This is a genomic window from Planktothrix sp. PLAVEN19ND (assembly GCF_057220675.1).
Genome location: NZ_CM170132.1, coordinates 1076979 through 1097290 on the forward strand (window position 1 = coordinate 1076979; position 20312 = coordinate 1097290).

The 20312-nt window shown below is 40.6% G+C and carries 14 protein-coding genes; 11 read left to right on the forward strand and 3 right to left on the reverse strand.

Features of this window, described 5'->3' with window-relative positions:
* Window positions 1–64 precede the first annotated feature (64 nt).
* Together AC2D3N_RS04765 and dnaK are read right to left on the reverse strand one after the other, a co-directional pair.
* A complete protein-coding gene (locus AC2D3N_RS04765) occupies window positions 65–565 on the reverse strand; it encodes a DUF4112 domain-containing protein (protein ID WP_484692933.1) in 501 nt (166 codons plus the stop codon).
* A 202-nt stretch (window positions 566–767) separates the two neighbouring features.
* Window positions 768–2675 carry a molecular chaperone DnaK gene (dnaK, locus tag AC2D3N_RS04770; RefSeq protein WP_484692934.1) on the reverse strand — a complete coding sequence of 636 codons (1908 nt, stop codon included), beginning with the start codon at window positions 2673–2675 and terminating at the stop codon, window positions 768–770.
* Between the two features lie 446 nt (window positions 2676–3121).
* Between dnaK and AC2D3N_RS04775 the strand changes: the two genes are divergently transcribed.
* Complete coding sequence (locus AC2D3N_RS04775) at window positions 3122–4789, forward strand: SUMF1/EgtB/PvdO family nonheme iron enzyme (protein WP_484692935.1); 1668 nt, start codon at window positions 3122–3124, stop codon at window positions 4787–4789.
* A 1386-nt stretch (window positions 4790–6175) separates the two neighbouring features.
* Here the strand turns inward: AC2D3N_RS04775 and thiO are convergent.
* Window positions 6176–7288 carry a glycine oxidase ThiO gene (gene thiO, locus AC2D3N_RS04780; protein WP_484692936.1) on the reverse strand — a complete coding sequence of 371 codons (1113 nt, stop codon included), beginning with the start codon at window positions 7286–7288 and terminating at the stop codon, window positions 6176–6178.
* Between the two features lie 79 nt (window positions 7289–7367).
* Here thiO and AC2D3N_RS04785 point away from each other — a divergent pair, with 79 nt between their 5' ends.
* From AC2D3N_RS04785 to AC2D3N_RS04830, 10 genes are all read left to right on the forward strand, one after another.
* Window positions 7368–7742: a hypothetical protein gene (locus AC2D3N_RS04785; RefSeq protein WP_484692937.1), complete on the forward strand. Its 375-nt coding sequence runs from the start codon at window positions 7368–7370 to the stop codon at window positions 7740–7742.
* A gap of 5 nt (window positions 7743–7747) precedes the next feature.
* Window positions 7748–9214 carry a GMC family oxidoreductase gene (locus AC2D3N_RS04790; protein ID WP_484692938.1) on the forward strand — a complete coding sequence of 489 codons (1467 nt, stop codon included), beginning with the start codon at window positions 7748–7750 and terminating at the stop codon, window positions 9212–9214.
* A gap of 107 nt (window positions 9215–9321) precedes the next feature.
* Window positions 9322–10359 carry an NAD-dependent epimerase/dehydratase family protein gene (locus AC2D3N_RS04795; RefSeq protein ID WP_484693732.1) on the forward strand — a complete coding sequence of 346 codons (1038 nt, stop codon included), beginning with the start codon at window positions 9322–9324 and terminating at the stop codon, window positions 10357–10359.
* A 2-nt stretch (window positions 10360–10361) separates the two neighbouring features.
* Window positions 10362–10922: a YdcF family protein gene (locus tag AC2D3N_RS04800; RefSeq protein WP_484692939.1), complete on the forward strand. Its 561-nt coding sequence runs from the start codon at window positions 10362–10364 to the stop codon at window positions 10920–10922.
* 10 nt (window positions 10923–10932) lie between these two features.
* The gene (locus tag AC2D3N_RS04805) at window positions 10933–11958 is read left to right on the forward strand and encodes an NAD-dependent epimerase/dehydratase family protein (protein ID WP_484692940.1); all 1026 of its coding nucleotides are present in this window, start codon (window positions 10933–10935) and stop codon (window positions 11956–11958) included.
* Window positions 11959–11967: 9 nt separating this feature from the next.
* Window positions 11968–12330: a DMT family transporter gene (locus AC2D3N_RS04810; protein WP_484692941.1), complete on the forward strand. Its 363-nt coding sequence runs from the start codon at window positions 11968–11970 to the stop codon at window positions 12328–12330.
* Window positions 12331–12352: 22 nt separating this feature from the next.
* Window positions 12353–13420: a UbiA prenyltransferase family protein gene (locus AC2D3N_RS04815; protein WP_484692942.1), complete on the forward strand. Its 1068-nt coding sequence runs from the start codon at window positions 12353–12355 to the stop codon at window positions 13418–13420.
* Window positions 13421–13630: 210 nt separating this feature from the next.
* Window positions 13631–16429: a cation-translocating P-type ATPase gene (locus AC2D3N_RS04820; protein ID WP_484692943.1), complete on the forward strand. Its 2799-nt coding sequence runs from the start codon at window positions 13631–13633 to the stop codon at window positions 16427–16429.
* Window positions 16430–16638: 209 nt separating this feature from the next.
* Entirely contained in the window at window positions 16639–18111 is a 1473-nt protein-coding gene (locus AC2D3N_RS04825; RefSeq protein ID WP_484692944.1) for a NupC/NupG family nucleoside CNT transporter, read from the forward strand.
* Between the two features lie 397 nt (window positions 18112–18508).
* Window positions 18509–20302: an SLC13 family permease gene (locus AC2D3N_RS04830; protein ID WP_484692945.1), complete on the forward strand. Its 1794-nt coding sequence runs from the start codon at window positions 18509–18511 to the stop codon at window positions 20300–20302.
* The last annotated feature ends 10 nt before the right edge of the window (window positions 20303–20312 follow it).

Below are 20312 nucleotides of genomic sequence, written 5' to 3' on the forward strand. Positions count from 1 at the left end.
GTTATCAATAGTATCAAACAGAAGCAGGAAATTAGTTTATGGCAAAAATCCGCAACTAAATCGATTAAAACATAGCACTTAATCTCTGAAAAATAAATGCTAAAACGGCAATACCGATTAGAGAAATTAATATAATTAATAATAACAATCCCCCTAATAATAAAATAATAAACCAAGGATCGGCTTTTTCCCCCACTTCAGGGGAATTAACGTAATCTTCTAAAAGTTCAACGTTTTTAACATTGGCTTTCCAAGCAACATCAAAAATATCTCCAAATACAGGAACAGTTCCGGTAATAGTTTCTAGGGCAATATTGGATACCATTGTAACTAAAGTTTCCTGGGGTAAACCCAACTTAAACGCCTCAAATACAATATACATAGATAACACCCCTCCTAATATATCCCCACCCCCGGGAATTAATCCCAAAATCGGATCAATTCCCAACCCAATTGATGTACCAGGAACCCGAATCGCATTATCTAAAAGGGTACTTAGTCGTCGCATTCTGCGGACAATAATAATTCTTTCACGATCAGAATTTTGGGGTTTTATAGGTTTCATTTTGTTTGCATTTATAGCAGGGGACACCGGAACACCGGAGGGAAAAAATATTTCTCTGTTTAAGTTTTAGTATCAGTCTATGTCCTAACTACCTTGGCGACTGCTATAATAATAAAAATTCCCCCCTGCTTAAACTCAAGGAGGGAGGAATAATTGTGCTGAAGCACAACAACTAAGATGGTGCCGCATCACAACCACGAAATTATTTAGATTCGGTGAAGTCAGCATCAATCACATCATCACCGCCACCTGGAGGTGTGGAACCGCCAGCACTAGGGCCACCGTCTTCAGGAGGAACACCGCCCCCTCCTTGCTGATAGAGATTAGAACCCACCGCAAATAGGGCTTGTTGTAAATCCGTGGTTAGGGTTTTAATCTTGTCATCATCATCCTGGGCGATCGCTTCCCGCAGTTCCTTCACCATCCCTTCAATCTTGGTTTTATCAGCTTCGGGAACCTTATCACCCAACTCTTGAAGCTGTTTTTCTGCCTGATAGGAAAGGGTATCGGCTTGGTTTTTGCGTTCAATGCGTTCCCGACGTTCTTTGTCCGTGGCGGCATTTTGTTCGGCTTCCCGTACCATCCGTTGTACTTCATCATCGGGGAGGGTAGACGCGCCTGTAATACTGATGGACTGTTCTTTTCCAGTCCCCTTATCCTTGGCGGTCACGTTCAAAATCCCGTTGGCGTCGATATCAAAAATCACTTCAATTTGAGGAACACCCCGGGGCGAGGGGGGAATACCATCGAGGCGGAAAGTTCCCAAACTCTTGTTATCGTTCGACATTTCCCGTTCTCCTTGGAGAACATGGATTTCTACGTTAGTTTGACCATCCACCGCCGTTGAGAATACCTCCGATTTCTTGGTCGGAATAGTCGTGTTACGCGGAATAATTTTAGTCATCACCCCACCGAGGGTTTCCACACCCAAGGACAACGGAGTTACGTCCAACAGCAGAATATCTTTAACTTCACCCGATAATACCCCAGCTTGAATCGCAGCCCCTAAAGCCACCACTTCATCGGGGTTAACGGTTTGGTTAGGTTCTTTACCCAAGGCATCCCGAACTAATTTTTGAATCGCCGGAATTCGGGTAGAACCGCCCACTAACACCACTTCATCAATATCAGACTTTTTGAGTTTAGAATCAGTGATGGCTTTTTCTACGGGCGTCAGACACCGATCAATTAAATCAGAACACAATTGTTCAAATTTTGCCCGGGTTAGGGTCATGTCCAGATGTTTCGGGCCATCTTGGGTTGCCGTAATAAAAGGCAGGTTAATCTCAGTTTGGGTAACGCTAGATAGTTCCTGTTTCGCTTTCTCCGAAGCTTCAGTTAACCGTTGCAGGGCTTGTTTATCTTTGCGCAGGTCAACTCCTTCATTTTTCTGGAATTCTTCCGCTAGGTAGTCAACGATTTTCTTATCAAAATCATCTCCTCCCAGGTGAGTATCTCCAGAGGTTGATAATACTTCAAATACCCCGTCCCCGACTTCTAAAATCGAGACGTCAAAGGTACCGCCCCCTAGGTCAAAAACTAAAATAGTTTCGTTACTTTTTTGTTCCAAACCATAGGCCAAGGAAGCAGCAGTAGGTTCGTTAATAATCCGTTTAACTTCAATTCCCGCAATTCTACCCGCGTCTTTAGTCGCTTGACGTTGGGAGTCGTTAAAATAAGCAGGAACGGTAATAACAGCTTCTTTAACGGTTTCGCCTAAATATTTACTGGCATCATCAACCAGTTTTCTCAACACTTTGGCAGATATTTCTTCCGGGGCAAATTGTTTATTGCGGGCGGGGGAATCTAATTTAACATTACCACTGCTATCACGCAGGACTTTATAAGAAACTTCTTTAGATTCGTTGTTAACTTCTTCTGATTTACGTCCGATAAACCGTTTGACAGAATAAAAGGTATTTTCGGGGTTCATTACCGACTGACGTTTGGCAATTTGACCTACCAGTTCGTCACCATTTTTAGCAAAAGCTACCACTGAAGGTGTGGTGCGTAACCCTTCGGCGTTAGCGATAACGGTGGGTTTGCCCCCTTCCATCACGGCGACGCAAGAGTTAGTGGTTCCTAAGTCAATGCCGACTACTTTTCCCATATTGTTTATTGTTCTCCAAATTTACGACAAAAAAGTTAGATTCTGTTTGAGGTTAGTCGTTTTAATTCGACTTCTGGACTCGGCGAGTCCAATTTCCATACAGTTTTTAAGATACGATTGCTTATCTCTATACTGGGGGCGGTTTGTCCATTCCTTGAAGGTGTGTTTACCGAACCTATTTGGACGGTTTGACTTCAACTTTGGACGGCTGCCCTTTGTGGTTCACATCTACTACTGTAGGGAGTGCGATCGGTTTTGGTATTGTGGCTAACCGTATATTTTAGGTTGTAGTTTCCGATAAATTGTAGTAAGCCCTTTAGGGCTGAGTCCTGAAGGACTCACTACGAGGATGGAAAAAGCGATCGCTAAAATTCTAATAAAATAATAGGTAATATTTTCAGTCAATTAATATGGCATAATAACCATAGCTATCAATTTGAGAAAATATGGCTTGGCAACCCGGTACAAAACTTTATGGCGATCGCTATACTATCATCAAAAAATTAGGGGAAGGCGGTTTTGGTATTACCTTTTTAGCGCGAAACAACAAAGGACAATATATTGCCCTCAAAACCTTACTGGATAAGTACCTCGATAACCCTGAATATTTACGGAAGTTTGAAAGAGAAGCTATCAGACTCGCCGTTTGCCGCCATCCCCATATTGTGGAAATTAGTAATGTTTTTTGGGAGGGATCTTTACCTTGTATTGCAATGGAATATATTGCAGGAAAGGACTTCTGGGAGTTAGTGCAGGAAAAGGGTGCATTTCCCGAAGCGGAAGCAGTACATTATATTCAACAAATTGGTAATGCTTTAACGGTTGTTCATGATAAGGGGTTATTGCATCGAGATATCAAACCCCACAATATTATGAAGCGGGACGGGAAAACCGAAGCGGTGTTAATTGATTTTGGCATTGCCAGAGAGTTTATTCCTAATAGAACTCAAATCCATACTTTTAGCGCGAGTGATGGGTTTGCTCCTCTTGAACAATACTATGAACAAGCACAACGTGGCGAATATACAGATGTTTATGGTTTGAGTGCGACGTTATATTGTTTGTTAACAAATCAAGTCCCACCGCCTGTTTTTGTTAGAACTGGAATGGGTCGAGATGTTTTAAAACCTTTAAATCAAGTCGTTAATGTTAGTAATAGAGTCCATGAAGCGGTGATGAAGGGGTTAGAATTAAGACCAGAAGATCGTCCCCAGTCGGTGTCGGAATGGTTGGAAATATTGGTTCATCCCGACCCATTCAAAACCGTTAGCTTTGAAACCGTAACCGTCAACTCAACGGGACAAATCAACAACCGTTGGCAAGCCCAAGCCCAAATTTGGAGTGAAAATATCAATGGGATCATATTAGATTTAGTAGTAATTCCAGCCGGAACTTTCCTCATGGGTTCCCCGAATAATGAACTAGAACGAACTGATAGAGAACGGCCGCAGCATACTGTTAATATAGCCTCTTTTTTGATCGGTCAATATGCCGTGACTCAAGCCCAATGGCGGGCGGTAGCAAGTTTACCCAAACGTCAGATTGACCTTGAACCCGACCGCTCCTTATTTGAAGGGGATAACTTGCCCGTTGAACAGGTAAATTGGTTTGAAGCGGTAGAATTTTGCGATCGCCTCTCTCAATTCACCGGACGTACCCATCGTTTACCCAGTGAGGCAGAATGGGAATATGCCTGTCGCGCTGCAACCACCACCCCGTTTTATTTCGGTGAAACCATCACCACCGATTTAGTCAATTATGACGGAAATTATACCTACGGCTCGGGGCCAGAAGGGATTTGGCGGGAAGAGACAACAGAGACAACTGCTGTGGGCAGTTTTCCCCCCAACGCCTTTGGACTATACGATATGCACGGTAACGTTTGGGAATGGTGCGCCGACCCTTGGCATGAAAATTATGATCATGCGCCGACAGATGGCAGTGTTTGGGAGTCTGGGGGAAATACGCAATACCGGGTGATACGCGGTGGTTCGTTCGTCAACAATCCCAGGGATTGTCGCAGTGCCAATCGTGACAGGTTAAGCCCGGACGACTATCGGGACGTGTTCTACGGGTTTCGTGTTGTTTCCTCCCCGTCTGCGTGGACTCCTTAGCCCTTTACCCTTTAGCCCTTTTGCCCTTTACCCTTCTTTCTTCTTTTCCCTTCTTTCTTTTTTTTTTTTTTTTTTTTGAATGTAGGGGCGGGTTCGCCAGAATATTTGTTAATAATAATTAACCTTTATAAACCCGCCCAACCCCGTAATAAAAATCAATATAAACCCGATTTTATTAACGTTAAATCTTGGTAGGGTGGGGCGGGTTTAGAAAGATTATTTATGGGATTTGTTAGATTGTACAGAACCCGCCCCTACGGGTTTTCCCGAATGTATGGGCGGGTTCACCCGAATATTTGTTAATAATAATAAACCTAAATAAACCCGCTTTCTCTTTCTGGGGTTGGGGCGGGTTTAGAAAGATTATTTGTGGGATTTGTTAGATTGTACAGAACCCGCCCCTACGGGTTTTCCCGAATGTAGGGGCGGGTTCACCCGAATATTTGTTAATAATAATAAACCCAAATAAACCCGCCGTCTTTCTCTTTCTGGGGTTGGGGCGGGTTTAGAAAGATTATTTGTGGGATTTGTTAGATTTTGTTGAACCCGCCCCTACGGGTTTTCCCGAATGTAGGGGCGGGTTCGCCCGAATATTTGTTAATAATAATTAACCTTTATAAACCCGCCGTCTTTCTCTTTCTGGGGTTGGGGCGGGTTTAGAAAGATTATTTGTGGGATTTGTTAGATTTTGTTGAACCCGCCCCTACGGGTTTTCCCGAATGTAGGGGCGGGTTCACCCGAATATTTGTTAATAATAATAAACCTAAATAAACCCGCCGTCTTTCTCTTTCTGGGGTTGGGGCGGGTTTAGAAAGATTATTTGTGGGATTTGTTAGATTTTGTTGAACCCGCCCCTACGGGTTTTCCCGAATGTAGGGGCGGGTTCACCCGAATATTTGTTAATAATAATTAACCTAAACAAACCCGCCGTCTTTCTCTTTCTGGGGTTGGGGCGGGTTTACAAAGGTTTTTGGTGGGATTTGTTAGATTTTGTGGAACCCGCCCCTACGGGTTTTCCCGAATGTAGGGGCGGGTTCGCCAGAATATTTGTTAATAATAATAAACCTAAACAAACCCGCTTTCTCTTTCTGGGGTTGGGGCGGGTTTAGAAAGATTATTTGTGGGATTTGTTAGATTGTACAGAACCCGCCCCTACGGGTTTGATATATTTAATTCAATAATCAACCCCCTAATTTTTTATAATTTAGCGTTTTTTTTCTAGTCTTTTAATGACATCTTTAATTTTCATTATTTCTAAGGCTAATGATCCTCCTACAAAAATTATATCATTATGCCGCTTGTAGTGAGGCGTTCACGCCTCAGAGTCCTAAAGGACTTACTACAATTTTTTCTGCTCGTTCACGCCTCAGAGTCCTAAAGGACTCACTACACTGATTTAGACTTGCTATATTGAAAGCGATCGCCTCTAAAATGATTTAATAACGGATCATATTGTTGATTTAATACCCAATTAGAAATTAATTGAGCCGTAACCGGAGCCAATAGAATCCCATTGCGATAATGACCTGTTGCTAAAGTTAAGTTTTGCCAACAACTAGGCCCTAATATTGGGAATAAATCAGGGGTTTCCGGTCGAAATCCCCACCAAAATTCTTCAATTTCAAACTCTTTTAAAACCGGATATAATCGAATAGCTCCTGATAATAAATGTTCAATTCCATTCGGTGTTAAACCGGAGGTAAAACCCACCTGTTCTGATGTAGCTCCAATCACAATTAAACCATCTCGACGCGGTACAATATAAATATCTGAACCGAATAAAACCTGTTTTAATGGTAAGGGTTTAATATCATCTGGAACCCGCACCGATAACATTTGTCCCTTTCTCGGATATACCGGAATTGATAACAATTGTCCCGACCAAGCCCCCGCCGTTAAAATATAATGATCCGCCCTAAAATTACCTTGATTTGTCTGAATTTCTGTGATAATTTGATTAGGAGAATTTACCAATTTTTCTACCGTAACTCCCGCAACTATTTTAACCCCTAATTCCTGAGCCGCCCTTTGCAATATGTTGATTAACCCCCGACGGTTATCGACTTGACCATCCAGGGGAAACCACCAACCCCCGACAACATCATCCCCTAACCCGGGTTGTTGCTGTAAAATTGCTTCGGGCTCTAACCAATAGCTGGGGGTGTCTGGAGTCGTTTCTAAACTGGTACAGTGGGGACGCTCATAAACCGGAGCTAAGATACCACAGGGCCAATATCCCGTATCTAACCCCGTGATTTCCTCCAGTTTGCGCGTCCAGTCATTGTAGAGGGCGCGACTGCGTAAACACAATTCTAGCATAGGGCCAGGGGGAAGTTGTTCGGCTTGGGGGGCTAACATTCCCGCCCCGACTAAACCCGCCGCTTCTTGGATGTCCCGACTCAAAACTGTTACCGTTGCTCCCCGCAATCTTAACTCAACTGCCAGGGATAAGCCAATCAAACCACCACCGATTAGAATAATTTCACTATGTTGTTGCATAAAATTTAAAAGTTCATCTTAGGAATTGAATCTATTTTCTATTTTAAACTTTTAGGGTTGATTTTTCTATAGGTTAACAATGATTAAACGATTTTTTACAACTACAGTCTCCGCCCTATGTTATTCTTTGATTGATTATCGTTTTAAAGATTCTCCAATTCTCCAGTATTTCCCTAATAATTCAGTGGTTAATTTTGTCATCGAACAACAGAATCGAATGCCGGATTATCTGAGATTACCTTTATTAATTTTAACATTAATTTTTGATATTTGGGGCTTGCTGCGTACAGGTTCATTTTTTCATTCTCAATCACCATCTGTACGTCAACAGCTAATTCAAGTCTGGAAAAATTCCCGTTTTCAAATTTGCCGAGACTTGATGCGATTTTATGAAAGTCTAGTTGTATTATATTGGCAATCTGATTATATCAATTCCCTGAATTATATCTCATAATTATTATGTCTGAATACAACCTAATTTCCCCCTCCGAATCTCCTATAAAAGTTGAAATTGCCGTGATTGGTTCTGGCCCAGGAGGAGCGATTACCGCCTGTTTATTAGCGGAAGCCGGACGGGATGTTTTATTAATTGAAGAAGGAGCCTATTTATCCTTAGAATCCTGTCAACCTTTTTCCGTTGAAGAAATGAGCCAAAAGTATCGAAATGGGGGATTAACTGCCGCTTTTGGACAGCCCAAAATTCAATATGTGGAAGGGAAATGTGTGGGAGGAGGAAGTGAAATTAATAGTGGTTTATATCATCGAACACCCCCTGATATTTTAGCACAATGGAGTCGAGAATTTGAAGTAGATGCTTTAACAGAAGCCGATTTAATTCCCCATTTTGAAGCCTGCGAAAAAGCGGTTAATGTCTGTTATTTACCTGGAAAAGCTCCTGCTGCTTCCTTAAAATTACAGGAAGGTTCAACTCGTTTAAATTGGCAATCTTTAGAAGTTCCTCGCTGGTTTCGTTATCAAGAATCATCGGATAAGATCTTAAAAGGAACGCGACAGTCGATGACCGAAACCTTTATTCCCAGAGCTTTAAAAGCCGGATGTAAATTATTAGCAAATACTTGGATAAAAAAGATTAATCAAAGCGACAAAAACTGGATTTTAACAGGTTATGATCAAGTCAATAACTATAATAAACAACTGATCACAATTCAAGCGGAAACAGTATTTGTTTGTTGTGGCGCAATTCAAACTCCAGCCTTATTAAGAAAAAGTGGAATTAAAAATAATATTGGTAATGCTTTAAGAATGCACCCAACGGTTAAAATAATTGCTCAATTTGATCAAGAGATTAACAGCTTAGATATGGGAGTTCCCGTCCATCAAGTTAAGGAATTTTCTCCTAAATTTAGTTTTGGTTGCTCAATTAGTTCTCCGCCCTATTTATCTGTGGGAATGACTGATCATCCTGAATATACAGAAGAAGTGCAAAAAAATTGGCAAAAAATGGCAATTTATTATGCTATGATTACAGGAGAAGGTTATGGTACAGTGCGAAATATTCCCTTTTATCGTGATCCTTTGGTTCGTTATCAATTAACATCTCAAGACTTAAAAAATTTATCAGAAGCATTACAAAAATTAGCCCTATTATTATTTGAAGCGAATGCTAAAATTCTTTATCCTAGTATTTCCAATAGTTTCCCCTTGACCCATCCCCAGGATTTAGCTAAAATCCCAGAACAACTTCCTATAAAACAAACTAATTTAATGACAGTTCACGTTTTTTCTTCTTGTCCAATGGGAGAAAATTTACAAAAATGTGCCGTTAATTCCTTTGGTAAAGTTCATGGATTTAATAATTTGTATATTGCTGATGCTAGTTTACTTTGTACCGCCCCTGGAGTCAATCCCCAAGGTTCAATTATGGCGATCGCCCGTCGAAATGCGTTAAAATTCTTAAATCCCTAAGTTGTTGCGCCGTTGTTGCGCTTAAGCGCATCTTATCAACATAAGATGGTGCTAAAGCACAACAACAAATAAAATTATGATAGAAACTCAACACAAATTTAGTTTTAATAACAGGTGCATTAGGTTGGTTAGGAATTAATTTAGTCGAATCTTTAGTTAAAGGATTAGGAGATTTTGAACCCCTAAATCAACCTCAAAATAATTTGAAAATTCGCTGTTTAATTTTACCGAATCAAGACCCAACAGTATTAAAAAAAATATCCGATCAAATTGAAGTTTATCAAGGAGATCTGAGAAATCCCCAAGATTGCGATCGCTTTTGTGAAAATGCCGAAAATGCTATTTTATTTCATACCGCCGGAATTATTCATCCTCAAAAAATATCCCAATTCTATCAAATCAATGTAGAAGGAACAAAAAATCTATTAAATTCGGCGATTTCTGCTCAGATAAAACGAGCGATTATTGTATCTTCAAATTCTCCCTGTGGTTGTAATCCCCATCCCGATCATTTATTTGATGAAACCTCCCCCTATCATCCCTATATGAACTATGGACGTTCAAAAATGTTGATGGAATTAGCCATAAATAACTATCAGCAACAGGGAAAAATTGAAACCGTGATTATCCGTCCCCCTTGGTTTTATGGCCCCCATCAACCCCAACGTCAAACCCTATTTTTTAAGATGATTCGAGATGGAAAAGGGCCAATTGTTGGAGATGGGAATAATTTACGATCTATGGCCTATGTGGATAATATTTGTCAAGGATTAATATTAGCAGCTATCACCGAAAAAGCCAACGGAGAAACCTATTGGATAGCGGATGAAAAACCCTATTCTATGAATCATATTATCGATATTATAGAACATTTATTAGAAACAGAATTTCAGCAATCCTGTAGCCATCAACGATTAAAATTACCCGGTTTAGCCAGTGAAATTGCTTTAGTTGTTGATGGAACATTACAAACCCTAGGATTTTATCATCAAAAAATTCATGTCCTCTCAGAAATGAATAAAACCATTGCTTGCTCTATTGCTAAAGCTCAACGGGAATTAGGTTATAATCCAACAATTGCTTTAGAAGAAGGAATGCGAAGAAGTCTAAAGTGGATCTTTAAAAATTATGGGGGACTAGATTAACTATGGTTAGCCATATTGTGGTGACAGAAGGATTGGTTTTTAGAGAAAACTTTGCCCAAAATTATTTTTTATCCAATTATTTTGAAGAAGTTTTAAAACAAGTTTTAAAGCAGGTTTATGAAAACGAAAAAGTGTATATTTCTCCAGGGAATTGTTTTGAATGTCCTGAATCAGAAGAACAGTATGCTGCAAAATATCTCCTAAAACATCGTCCCGAACTCCAGATTTTTGTCCCTGAAAACGTTAAAGACCGCCACTATTTGGATACTTTTGATAATGCTAGATTATTAAGAAAATGGTTAGAACAACAGCAACAATGGCCATTAGGAGAAGTGATTTTATATTGTAACAAACCCCATGCACTTCGGAGTCAATTAATGTTTAAACTTTGTGGATATAAGGTTCAAAAGGTGATGACTTCTTATCCTGAATTAGCGAATCGAACAATGCCACTACGTCTAGTATTTTATCATTATTTACCCGCTCATTTACTTTACGAATGGGGAGCTTTGATTTATAATTTAATTAGATTCTATAAATCAAAAAATAAATTTAAAAATTAACAATAAAACCATGAAACATTTAATTACCGGAGGATCGGGATTTTTAGGCAATTTAATTGCCAGACGATTATATCAACGGGGGGAAGATGTTAAAATTTTAGATATTTGGGAAGATCCGACCCGTCCCCCGGAGATTGAATTTATTAGCTGTGATATTTGCGATCGCGATGGGGTAGAAAAAGCCATGAAAGACATTGATATTGTCCATCATAATGTGGCTTTAGTTCCCTTAACAAAATCGGGGAATAAGTTTTGGGAAGTTAACGTAGAAGGCAGTAAAATCGCAGCAGAAGCAGCAACAAAAGCCGGAGTTAAAAGTTTTATTCACATGAGTTCTAGCGCCCTCTTTGGGGAGGCTGAATGTCCGATTACTAATAATACTCCTACTAAAGCGGTTGAAATTTATGGACGGGCAAAATTAGCGGGGGAATTAGCCGTTAGAGAGATTTGTGATCAAGCGGATTTACCCTTAATTGTAATTCGTCCTCGGACAATTTTAGGCGAAGGCAGATTAGGGATTTTTCAGATATTATTTGAATGGATTCAAGAGGGAAAAAACGTTTATGTAATTGGCAGTGGTGACGTTAAATTTCAATTTGTCCATGCCCATGATTTGATGGACGCCTATCTTTTAGCATTGGATTTAGGTCAGCCCGGAATCTATAATGTGGGAAGCGATCGCTTTGGCACATTACGAGAAGGATTAGAACATTTAATTGAATATGCCGAAACCGATTCTCAAGTCAAAAGTTTACCCACAGGATTAACCATTGGCACATTACAACTGTTAGACTGGATGGGATTAAGTCCCCTCGCTCCTTGGCATTACTTAACCTATCACAAAGAATTTTATTTTGATGTCGATCCCCTGCTAAAATTAGGCTGGAAACCCAAATATTCTAATGATGAAATGTTCCGTGAAAGTTATGATTGGTTTAAACAAAACTATAATCAACTACAAGCGGAAAAAGCGGGATCTGCCCATCGTCGCCCGGTGAAAGAAAAATTACTTTGGGTATTAAAACAACTCTCTTAATTATACACTGTGAATAACATTAACTCAATCAACTGGATTTCCTGGAGTTTAGTTTTAATTGCGGCTATTAATAGCGGAATCGGTAACTTATTACTGAAAAAATCTCGCCTAGAAGCTCCCGACCCAAGTTTATTAACCCTGTTATTATCTCCTTGGTTTATGGCAGCTATTATCGTTTATGGGATTAATTTAATTGTGTTTGCTAAAGCTCTTGATAGTTTACCCGTTTCTACCGCCTATCCGGTGTTTGCAGCCATTGGTTTTAGCTTAGTTGCCTTAACCGGAAGTCTCTTATTAGGAGAGCGGTTTGGCTTGAATCAAATGATTGGATTAGGTTTAATTGTTACTGGAATTATTGTTATGTCTCGTTAAATAATTGATTGTTTTCAATACTATGAAAATACCAAAATCAGAGGATTCTCCATCAAGATTAGAAACCCATGATTATCAAACTGCTCCCGAATTTGTCCCCGTGAAATCCTCAACTTTGCCCCCCCTAATTAAACTAATTCGCCCCCATCAATGGACAAAAAATCTATTTTGTTTGGCGGGACTTTTATTTGGGGGAAGACTGTTACAACCCCAGGCAATTCTGTTATCAATATTAACGGTAATTTTTTTCTCGGCCATGGCTTCGGCAATTTATATTTTTAATGATATTCAAGATCGGGAACGCGATCGCCTACATCCCAAAAAAAAGTATCGTCCGATTGCCAGTGGTCAAGTTTCTATTAAAACCGGATTAGCGATCGCATTTGGTTTGACCACGGTTTCCCTTTTAGGTACTTATGGGTTAGGAATCCCCACATTAATCTGTGTTTTACTCTATGGGATTAATAATATTATTTATTCTATTAAACTCAAAAACATACCCCTATTTGATGTTAGTTGTATTGCCTTTGGCTTTGTTCTGAGGCTATTGGCGGGAATTTATGCGTTAGGAGATATGCCGACGGCTTGGATTGTTTTATGTACGTTTTTTCTGACTCTATTTTTAGGATTTTCTAAACGGCGTTCGGAATTATTATCTTTATTACATCTTCAAATCAATCAAGAAAGTTTTTATTCTGAAACATCCCTACAGCCCGAGCTAAAATCACCTAATTCCGAACCTTCTTATTTAGAGTTATTCTATCAACGGGGAAGCAAAAACCAACAACGTCCAGTTCTTTCCCAATATACCTTACCCTATTTAGATTCTCTCCTAAATAGCACCGCCACCATGACCATTATGTGCTATGCTTTGTTTACAATAAAATCGGGTAAAAATCCCTCTTTAGTGATTACGGTTCCCATTGTTTATTATGCGGTGATGCACTATAAATGGTTAGTGACGGTTTTAGCCGATGGAGAAGAACCTAGCCGGATTTTAATTCAAGACCCGACGATTAAATGGAGTTTAATCATCTGGCTCATTTCCTATTTAGTTATTCTCTATTTTAATATTCATTTATTTGATTAATTCCTTTTAACCCTCGTTTTTGCGCTTCACTCCTCAATTTTTCTTGATATTTCAGAATTAATTACAACTGTTTCTCCCCTGAAAAATTACCCATTACCCATTACCCATTACCCATTACCCATTACCCATTCCCTGACAAGTTTCAGACATTCTCCAAATCATCTATGATTGAATCAGAGTAGATTAGCTGGAACTTTTAGGACTTAGACAATGGTATCTCCCGAATCCTCATCAATGTCTTCTGATTCAACCTTAGCACCCCTCAAAACCTGGCATACCTTGAGTGCTGACAAAGCTCTCCAGATCCTAGATACCGATAGTGAAGCCGGGTTAACGCCACAACAGGTGATTGAGCGTCAACAACAGTATGGTCTAAATGAATTAAAAGAAGCCCCTGGTCGCAGTACCTTGGAGATTTTATGGGATCAGTTCACGAATATTATGCTCGTGATGCTGATTGCCGTGGCCATTGTATCCGCCGTGATTGATTTTCGCAAAGGAAACTTCCCCAAGGACGCCGTTGCTATTTTTTCAATTGTGATTTTGAATGGGATGTTGGGCTATTTCCAAGAAAGCCGGGCAGAACAGGCTTTAGCCGCCCTAAAACGAATGTCTTCCCCCAGAGTTCGGGTGATGCGGGACGATAAAATGCTGGAACTGGCCGCGAAAGAACTGGTTCCAGGAGATATCATGTTTCTGGAGGCTGGGGTGCAAATTCCAGCCGATGGTCGCCTAGTGGAAGCCCAAAATTTGCAGGTGCGAGAAGCCGCCTTAACGGGGGAAGCAGAAGCGGTAATTAAAAAACCGAGTATGGAATTAGCTGAAGATGCCCCTCTAGGCGATCGCCTTAATATGGTATTCATGGGGACAGAAGTGATCCAGGGACGGGGACAAGTCGTCGTCACCAATACGGGAATGACCACGGAACTCGGGCGCATCGCGGAAATGATCCAGGGGGTAGAAAGTGAACCGACTCCCCTACAACAACGGATGACCCAGTTAGGAAATGTCTTAGTGAGTGGGTCTTTAGCTTTGGTTGCTTTGGTAGTAGTCGGTGGCGTGATCAGAACAGGCAGTTTTAGTAGTTTAGAAGATTTATTAGAAGTATCCCTGAGTATGGCGGTGGCGGTAGTTCCCGAGGGTTTACCTGCGGTGGTGACAGTTACCTTGGCAATTGGTACACAAAGAATGGTCAAACGCCATGCTTTAATTCGGAAACTCCCGGCGGTGGAAACCTTGGGTTCTGTTACCACAATTTGTTCGGATAAAACCGGAACTCTCACCCAAAATAAAATGGTGGTGCAATCGGTTCAGACCTTTGATCAAGTGTTTCAAGTCACGGGAGAAGGGTATGATCCGGTGGGGGAATTAATACCGATCACCTCGGAACCAAATAACACCATTTCCTCTGAGTATAAAATTTTAGAACCGATTTTAACGGCTTGTGTTTTGTGCAATGATGCTCAATTACAACAGGAGCAAAATCAATGGCATATTTTAGGAGATCCCACGGAAGGTGCGTTATTATCCTTAGCTGGAAAAGTAGGTTTATTTAGAGACATTCACAATCACAAAAACCCTCGTGTTGCTGAAATTCCTTTCTCCTCAGAACGTAAGCGGATGAGTGTGATTTGTCAGCTTCAAGACTCTGAAAATCCAGAATGTGTGATGTTTACTAAAGGCTCACCGGAGTTGATTTTAGCTCAGTGTACATCTGTTTTTGTAGGTAATCAAAAGGTTTTCTTGGCAGAAGCCGACCGTCAACTCATTCTCGAACAAAATAACGAAATGGCTGGGAAAGGTTTACGGGTTTTGGGATTTGCTACCCGCTCTTTAACCACATTACCCCCCGAAGGAGAGGAAGAAAGTGCCGAACAGGAATTAGTTTGGTTAGGATTAGTCGGAATGTTAGACGCGCCCCGTCCTGAAGTTCGAGAAGCGGTTAAACTATGTCGAGAAGCCGGAATTCGTCCAGTGATGATTACTGGAGATCATCAATTAACTGCAAAAGTGATTGCTCAAGATTTAGGAATTGCCGGATTAGATAGTTTAAGTTTAACGGGTCAGGAATTACAGAAATTAACTCAAACGGAATTAGAACAACAAGTTGAACAGGTGAGTGTGTACGCCCGGGTTTCTCCTGAACATAAACTGCGGATTGTTCAAGCCTTACAAAAGAATGGTGAATTTGTAGCAATGACTGGGGATGGGGTGAATGATGCTCCGGCTTTGAAACAGGCAGATATCGGGATTGCCATGGGAATTACCGGAACCGATGTGAGTAAAGAAGCCAGTGATATGATTTTATTAGATGATAACTTTGCTACCATTGTTGCGGCGACGGAAGAAGGGCGAGTTGTTTATAGTAATATTCGCCGTTTTATCAAATATATTCTGGGTAGTAATATTGGGGAAGTGTTGGTGATTGCTGCTTCTCCAATTTTAGGCTTAGGTGGTGTGCCGTTAACACCTTTACAAATTTTATGGATGAACCTTGTTACCGATGGTTTTCCCGCTTTAGCATTAGCCATGGAACCGGCTGAACCTGCGGTAATGCAACGCCCTCCCTATAATCCCCGGGAAAGTATTTTTGCCCGAGGACTAGGGTTATATATGGTAAGAATTGGGATTGTTTTTGCCATCTTAACGATTATTTTAATGCTTTGGGCTTATGACCATACTCAAAGTGATGGCAACCCTGAACGCTGGAAAACCATGGTGTTTACAACCTTATGTTTAGCCCAAATGGGTCATGCTTTAGCAGTTCGTTCCGATACTCAATTGACCATCCAAATGAATCCTAAAACTAACCCCTATTTATGGGGTGCTGTAGGATTAACAACATCTCTTCAGTTACTCTTAGTTTATTTTCCTCCCTTCCAAAGTTTCTTTGGAACTTACTTTTTGGATTTCACTGAATTGTCAATTTGTCTTGGTTTTAGTGCCTTAATGTTTGTCTGGATTGAAATGGAAAAAGTGGTTTATAAGTGGTTTATTAGTCGTCGTTAATTAATATTCATGGGGAATAGGGAATAGAAAAATATCCAATTTGATCGTCTCGGTGAGGATAATTTGAACCGAAATAGATACAAATGATATCAATTTCTAATTTCCTGATTCCCCCAGATTGACGTTTGACAGGGTTAATGGTAGGTTTGCACAATCACAAATGGCGAACGAGATCAGAATACAATCAATAAATCCTTCAAAAACCACTTATGACGTACTTGAATCTGATTTCATTTTTGGGAATTTTTGGCCTTTGCTTTATTGCTTGGTTATTTTCAGAAAATAGACGAGTTGTCCCCTGGCGAACCATGGGTTTAGGGATTGGCCTACAGTTAGTTTTAGCCTTTCTGGTCTTTCTATTTCCGCCTACTAGAACCGCTTTACAATGGTTTAGTAGTCTTCTCAATAGTTTATTTTTAGCCGCCGATTATGGAGCTAATTTTGTCTTTGGAAGCAATATTGTTCCCTTTCCCGGAAAAACTACCGATGTCAATTTAGGTTATATTTTTGCCTTTCGCGCCCTACCCACGGTGATCTTTTTCTCCGGTTTAATGGCACTATTATATAACTTAGGGGTGATTCAAGTCGTCACCAATGTTTTTGCCAAGTTATTCTATAAAACCATGCGTTTAAGTGGGGCAGAAGCCTTAAGCGGGGCGGCTAATATTTTTGTGGGAATTGAAGCCGCTGTTGTGGTCAAGCCCTACTTAGAAAAGATGACTCGTTCAGAACTGTGTGCAATTTTAACTTGTTGTTTTGGAACGGCTGCATCTTCTGTTCTAGCCATTTATGTCAGTTTTCTAAAACCTGTTTTTCCGAATATTTTAGGACATTTAGTTTCTGCTTCTATTATGGCGATTCCCGCCTGTTTTGTGATTTCTAAAATATTAGTTCCAGAAACCGAAAAACCCCTAACATTAGGAAAACTCCCAGAAGAAAAAAAAGAAGAGAATTTAATCCTCCACGAAGGCGGAGAACCTCAGTTAGAAACCGTTGGCGGTGAACTCATGGAACGAGTGAGTCCCCTAGACTCAGCCATTATCGGGGCATTAGATGGGGTAAAAATGTCCGTTGCCATTGCTGCGGTTCTGATATTAATTTTAGGATTAGTTTCTTTAGTTAATCAATTCTCAGCTTGGTTGGGTTTATTACCCAGTCCAGTAGGAGACTTTTTTCAAGTTGTCACTTTAGCGAATATTTTAGGATTTATTTTCTATCCCGTAACGATTTTAACCGGGGTTCCCTTTGAGGACTCTTGGACAGCTTCTGTCATTATTGGTCGTCGTTTATTAGAAACAGCCATTCCCCCCTATCAAGCTTTAGCAGAAGCCGCGAAAGAAGGGTTAATTACCCCGAGAACCGTGTTAATTGTCAGTTATGCTTTATCCGGTTTTGCCCATGTGGCCTCCGTGGGAATTTTCGTCGGGGGAATGGTCGGTTTAGTCCCCTCCCGCCGGAAAGATATTTCCGAATTAGGCTGGAAAGCCCTATTGGGGGGAACTTTAGCCACCATGATGATTGCCTGTTTAGCCGGATTCTACGATAATGGAAATCCCAGTATTATGGGAGAACCGGCGGCTACTCCTCCGGCCATCAGTACCCCAGCAGCCCCGAATACCACGGTTTCACCCGCCCCCAAGGTCAGTCCTTCCCCTAAACCGACTCCTTCTCCTAAGTCTTAATGGAGCAGGGGAGGCAGGGGGAGTAGGGGAGGCAGGGGGAGCAGGGGGAGCAGGGGAGCAGGGGGAGTAGGGGAGGCAGGGGGAGCAGGGGGAGCAGGGGGAGCAGGGGAGCAGGGGGAGCAGGGGGAGCAGGGGGAGTAGGGGGAGCAGGGGGAGCAGGGGGAGCAGGGGGAGTAGGGGAGGCAGGGGGAGCAGGGGGAGTAAACTCTTTCTATTACCTATTACCTATTACCTATTACCTATTACCTATTACCTATTACCTATTACCTATTACCTATTACCTATTACCTATTACCTATTACCTATTACCTATTACCCATTACCCATTACCCATTACCTATTACCTATTCCCTGTTCCCTAACCAAAAACACAAAATCAACACTTGATTTCACTTACATGACGAACATTGTTCTAACCCTTAGTATTGTAATTCTAGCTTTAATTGCCTTCATTTTTGAGTGGCTTCCTGTTGATTTAACGGCGCTTACCGTCACCGTTGTTTTAATGCTTTTGAGGTTAGTCACACCCGAGGAAGGGATATCAGGGTTTGGCAACTCAGCCACAATTACGGTGATGGCAATGTTTATTTTAAGTGCTGGAATTACAAAAACCGGGGTAGTACAAACCGTGCGAGATTGGTTATTGAAATGGGGAGGAACAACAGCCAGCCAACAAATTTTAGTTATGGGGTTAATTGTTGGGCCGATTACTGCTTTTATTAATAATACCGCCGTTGTTGCAATTTTCTTACCGATTGTCGAAGATTGGTGTCGCAAGCAAAAAATTTCCCCCTCTAAATTATTAATTCCCCTATCCTATTCGACGGTTTTGGGTGGAATGATTACCGTCATTGGGACTTCAACAAACGTTTTAGCTAGTGGTATTTCCAAACAACTGGGATATGGGGAATTTCAGTTATTTCAGTTTACTGTATTAGGAATTATTACTTTTATTATTGGGATTATTTATTTATCTGTTATTGCCCCTCGACTCTTACCCGACCGCAAACCAGCAAATTTTGATATTCTTCAAGCCGAATATGGTTTAAAGGATTATGTGAGTGAATTAGTCATTACCCCCCGTTCTAGCTTAGTCGGACAAACGGTTAAAGAGAGTGAAATTCAACGCAAATTTGACTTAGATGTGTTAGAACTGATTCAAAATAATATGCGATTTGCTCAACCTTTAGCTGATAAAGTATTAAATGTCGGAGATATTTTAATTGTTAGAAGTAGTCGAGAAGATTTACTAAAAATTAGAGATGAAAAAGGGTTAGATATTCTGCCCGATGTTAAATTCAAGGAAGAATCTTTAGAGACTATTTTGAGTTCTGGACAGGAAAAAATAGCCGAAGTTTTGATTTTATCCAATTCTCGGTTAATTGGAACCACCTTGAAAGATTTAAGATTCCGTCAACGTTATAATGCCACGGTTTTAGCCATTCGTCGAGGTTCGGAATTAGTCCAAGGGCGATTAGGGAAAGTTACTTTAAGATTTGGAGATTTATTATTACTTCAAGGGCCAAAACAAAGTTTTATTGGGTTACAAACCACCCGGGAACTTTTGGTTTTAGAAGAACGAGATGTAGAAACCTTAAGACAGGATAAAGCTTGGATTGCTCTGGCGATTGTTTTGGGTGTTATTGTTCTTGCAGCTTTTGAAATTATGCCCATTTTGGTTAGTGCTTTAGCAGGTGTAATTTTAATGGTAATTACCGGATGTCTCAAACCCGGAGAAATTTATGGCTCTGTGCGTTGGGATGTGATATTTCTTTTAGCGGGATTAATTCCATTAGGAATAGCTATGGATAAATCCGGTGCGACCCAATGGTTAGCCGATACTTTAGTCGGTTTGGGTGGTAATTTATCCGGTTATTGGATTTTATTATTATTCTATATTGCCACCTCGATTCTGACAGAAGTTCTTTCTAATAATGCTACAGTTGTTTTGATGCTTCCGATTGCGGTAAAAGTTTCCGTCGCATTAGGTTTAAATCCCTTTGCCTTTATGTATGCGGTGACTTTTGCTGCTTCTAATAGTTATATGACACCCATTGGTTATCAGACTAATACAATGGTTTATAGTCCCGGTGGATATAAATTTTTCGACTTTACTCGGGTCGGTGCTCCCCTGACTATAATGTTAGCTATAGTTACCCCATTATTAATTATTTGGCTATATGGATTATAGTAGTAAGCCC

Coding starts and splice junctions, on each gene's coding strand:
- AC2D3N_RS04775 (WP_484692935.1), top strand. CDS start 3,122: ATGGCTTGGCAACCCGGTACAAAACTTTATGGCGATCGCTATACTATC.
- AC2D3N_RS04805 (WP_484692940.1), top strand. CDS start 10,933: ATGAAACATTTAATTACCGGAGGATCGGGATTTTTAGGCAATTTAATT.
- AC2D3N_RS04830 (WP_484692945.1), top strand. CDS start 18,509: ATGACGAACATTGTTCTAACCCTTAGTATTGTAATTCTAGCTTTAATT.
- AC2D3N_RS04825 (WP_484692944.1), top strand. CDS start 16,639: ATGACGTACTTGAATCTGATTTCATTTTTGGGAATTTTTGGCCTTTGC.
- AC2D3N_RS04815 (WP_484692942.1), top strand. CDS start 12,353: ATGAAAATACCAAAATCAGAGGATTCTCCATCAAGATTAGAAACCCAT.
- thiO (WP_484692936.1), bottom strand. CDS start 7,288: ATGCAACAACATAGTGAAATTATTCTAATCGGTGGTGGTTTGATTGGC.
- AC2D3N_RS04765 (WP_484692933.1), bottom strand. CDS start 565: ATGAAACCTATAAAACCCCAAAATTCTGATCGTGAAAGAATTATTATT.
- dnaK (WP_484692934.1), bottom strand. CDS start 2,675: ATGGGAAAAGTAGTCGGCATTGACTTAGGAACCACTAACTCTTGCGTC.
- AC2D3N_RS04820 (WP_484692943.1), top strand. CDS start 13,631: ATGGTATCTCCCGAATCCTCATCAATGTCTTCTGATTCAACCTTAGCA.
- AC2D3N_RS04785 (WP_484692937.1), top strand. CDS start 7,368: ATGATTAAACGATTTTTTACAACTACAGTCTCCGCCCTATGTTATTCT.
- AC2D3N_RS04800 (WP_484692939.1), top strand. CDS start 10,362: ATGGTTAGCCATATTGTGGTGACAGAAGGATTGGTTTTTAGAGAAAAC.
- AC2D3N_RS04790 (WP_484692938.1), top strand. CDS start 7,748: ATGTCTGAATACAACCTAATTTCCCCCTCCGAATCTCCTATAAAAGTT.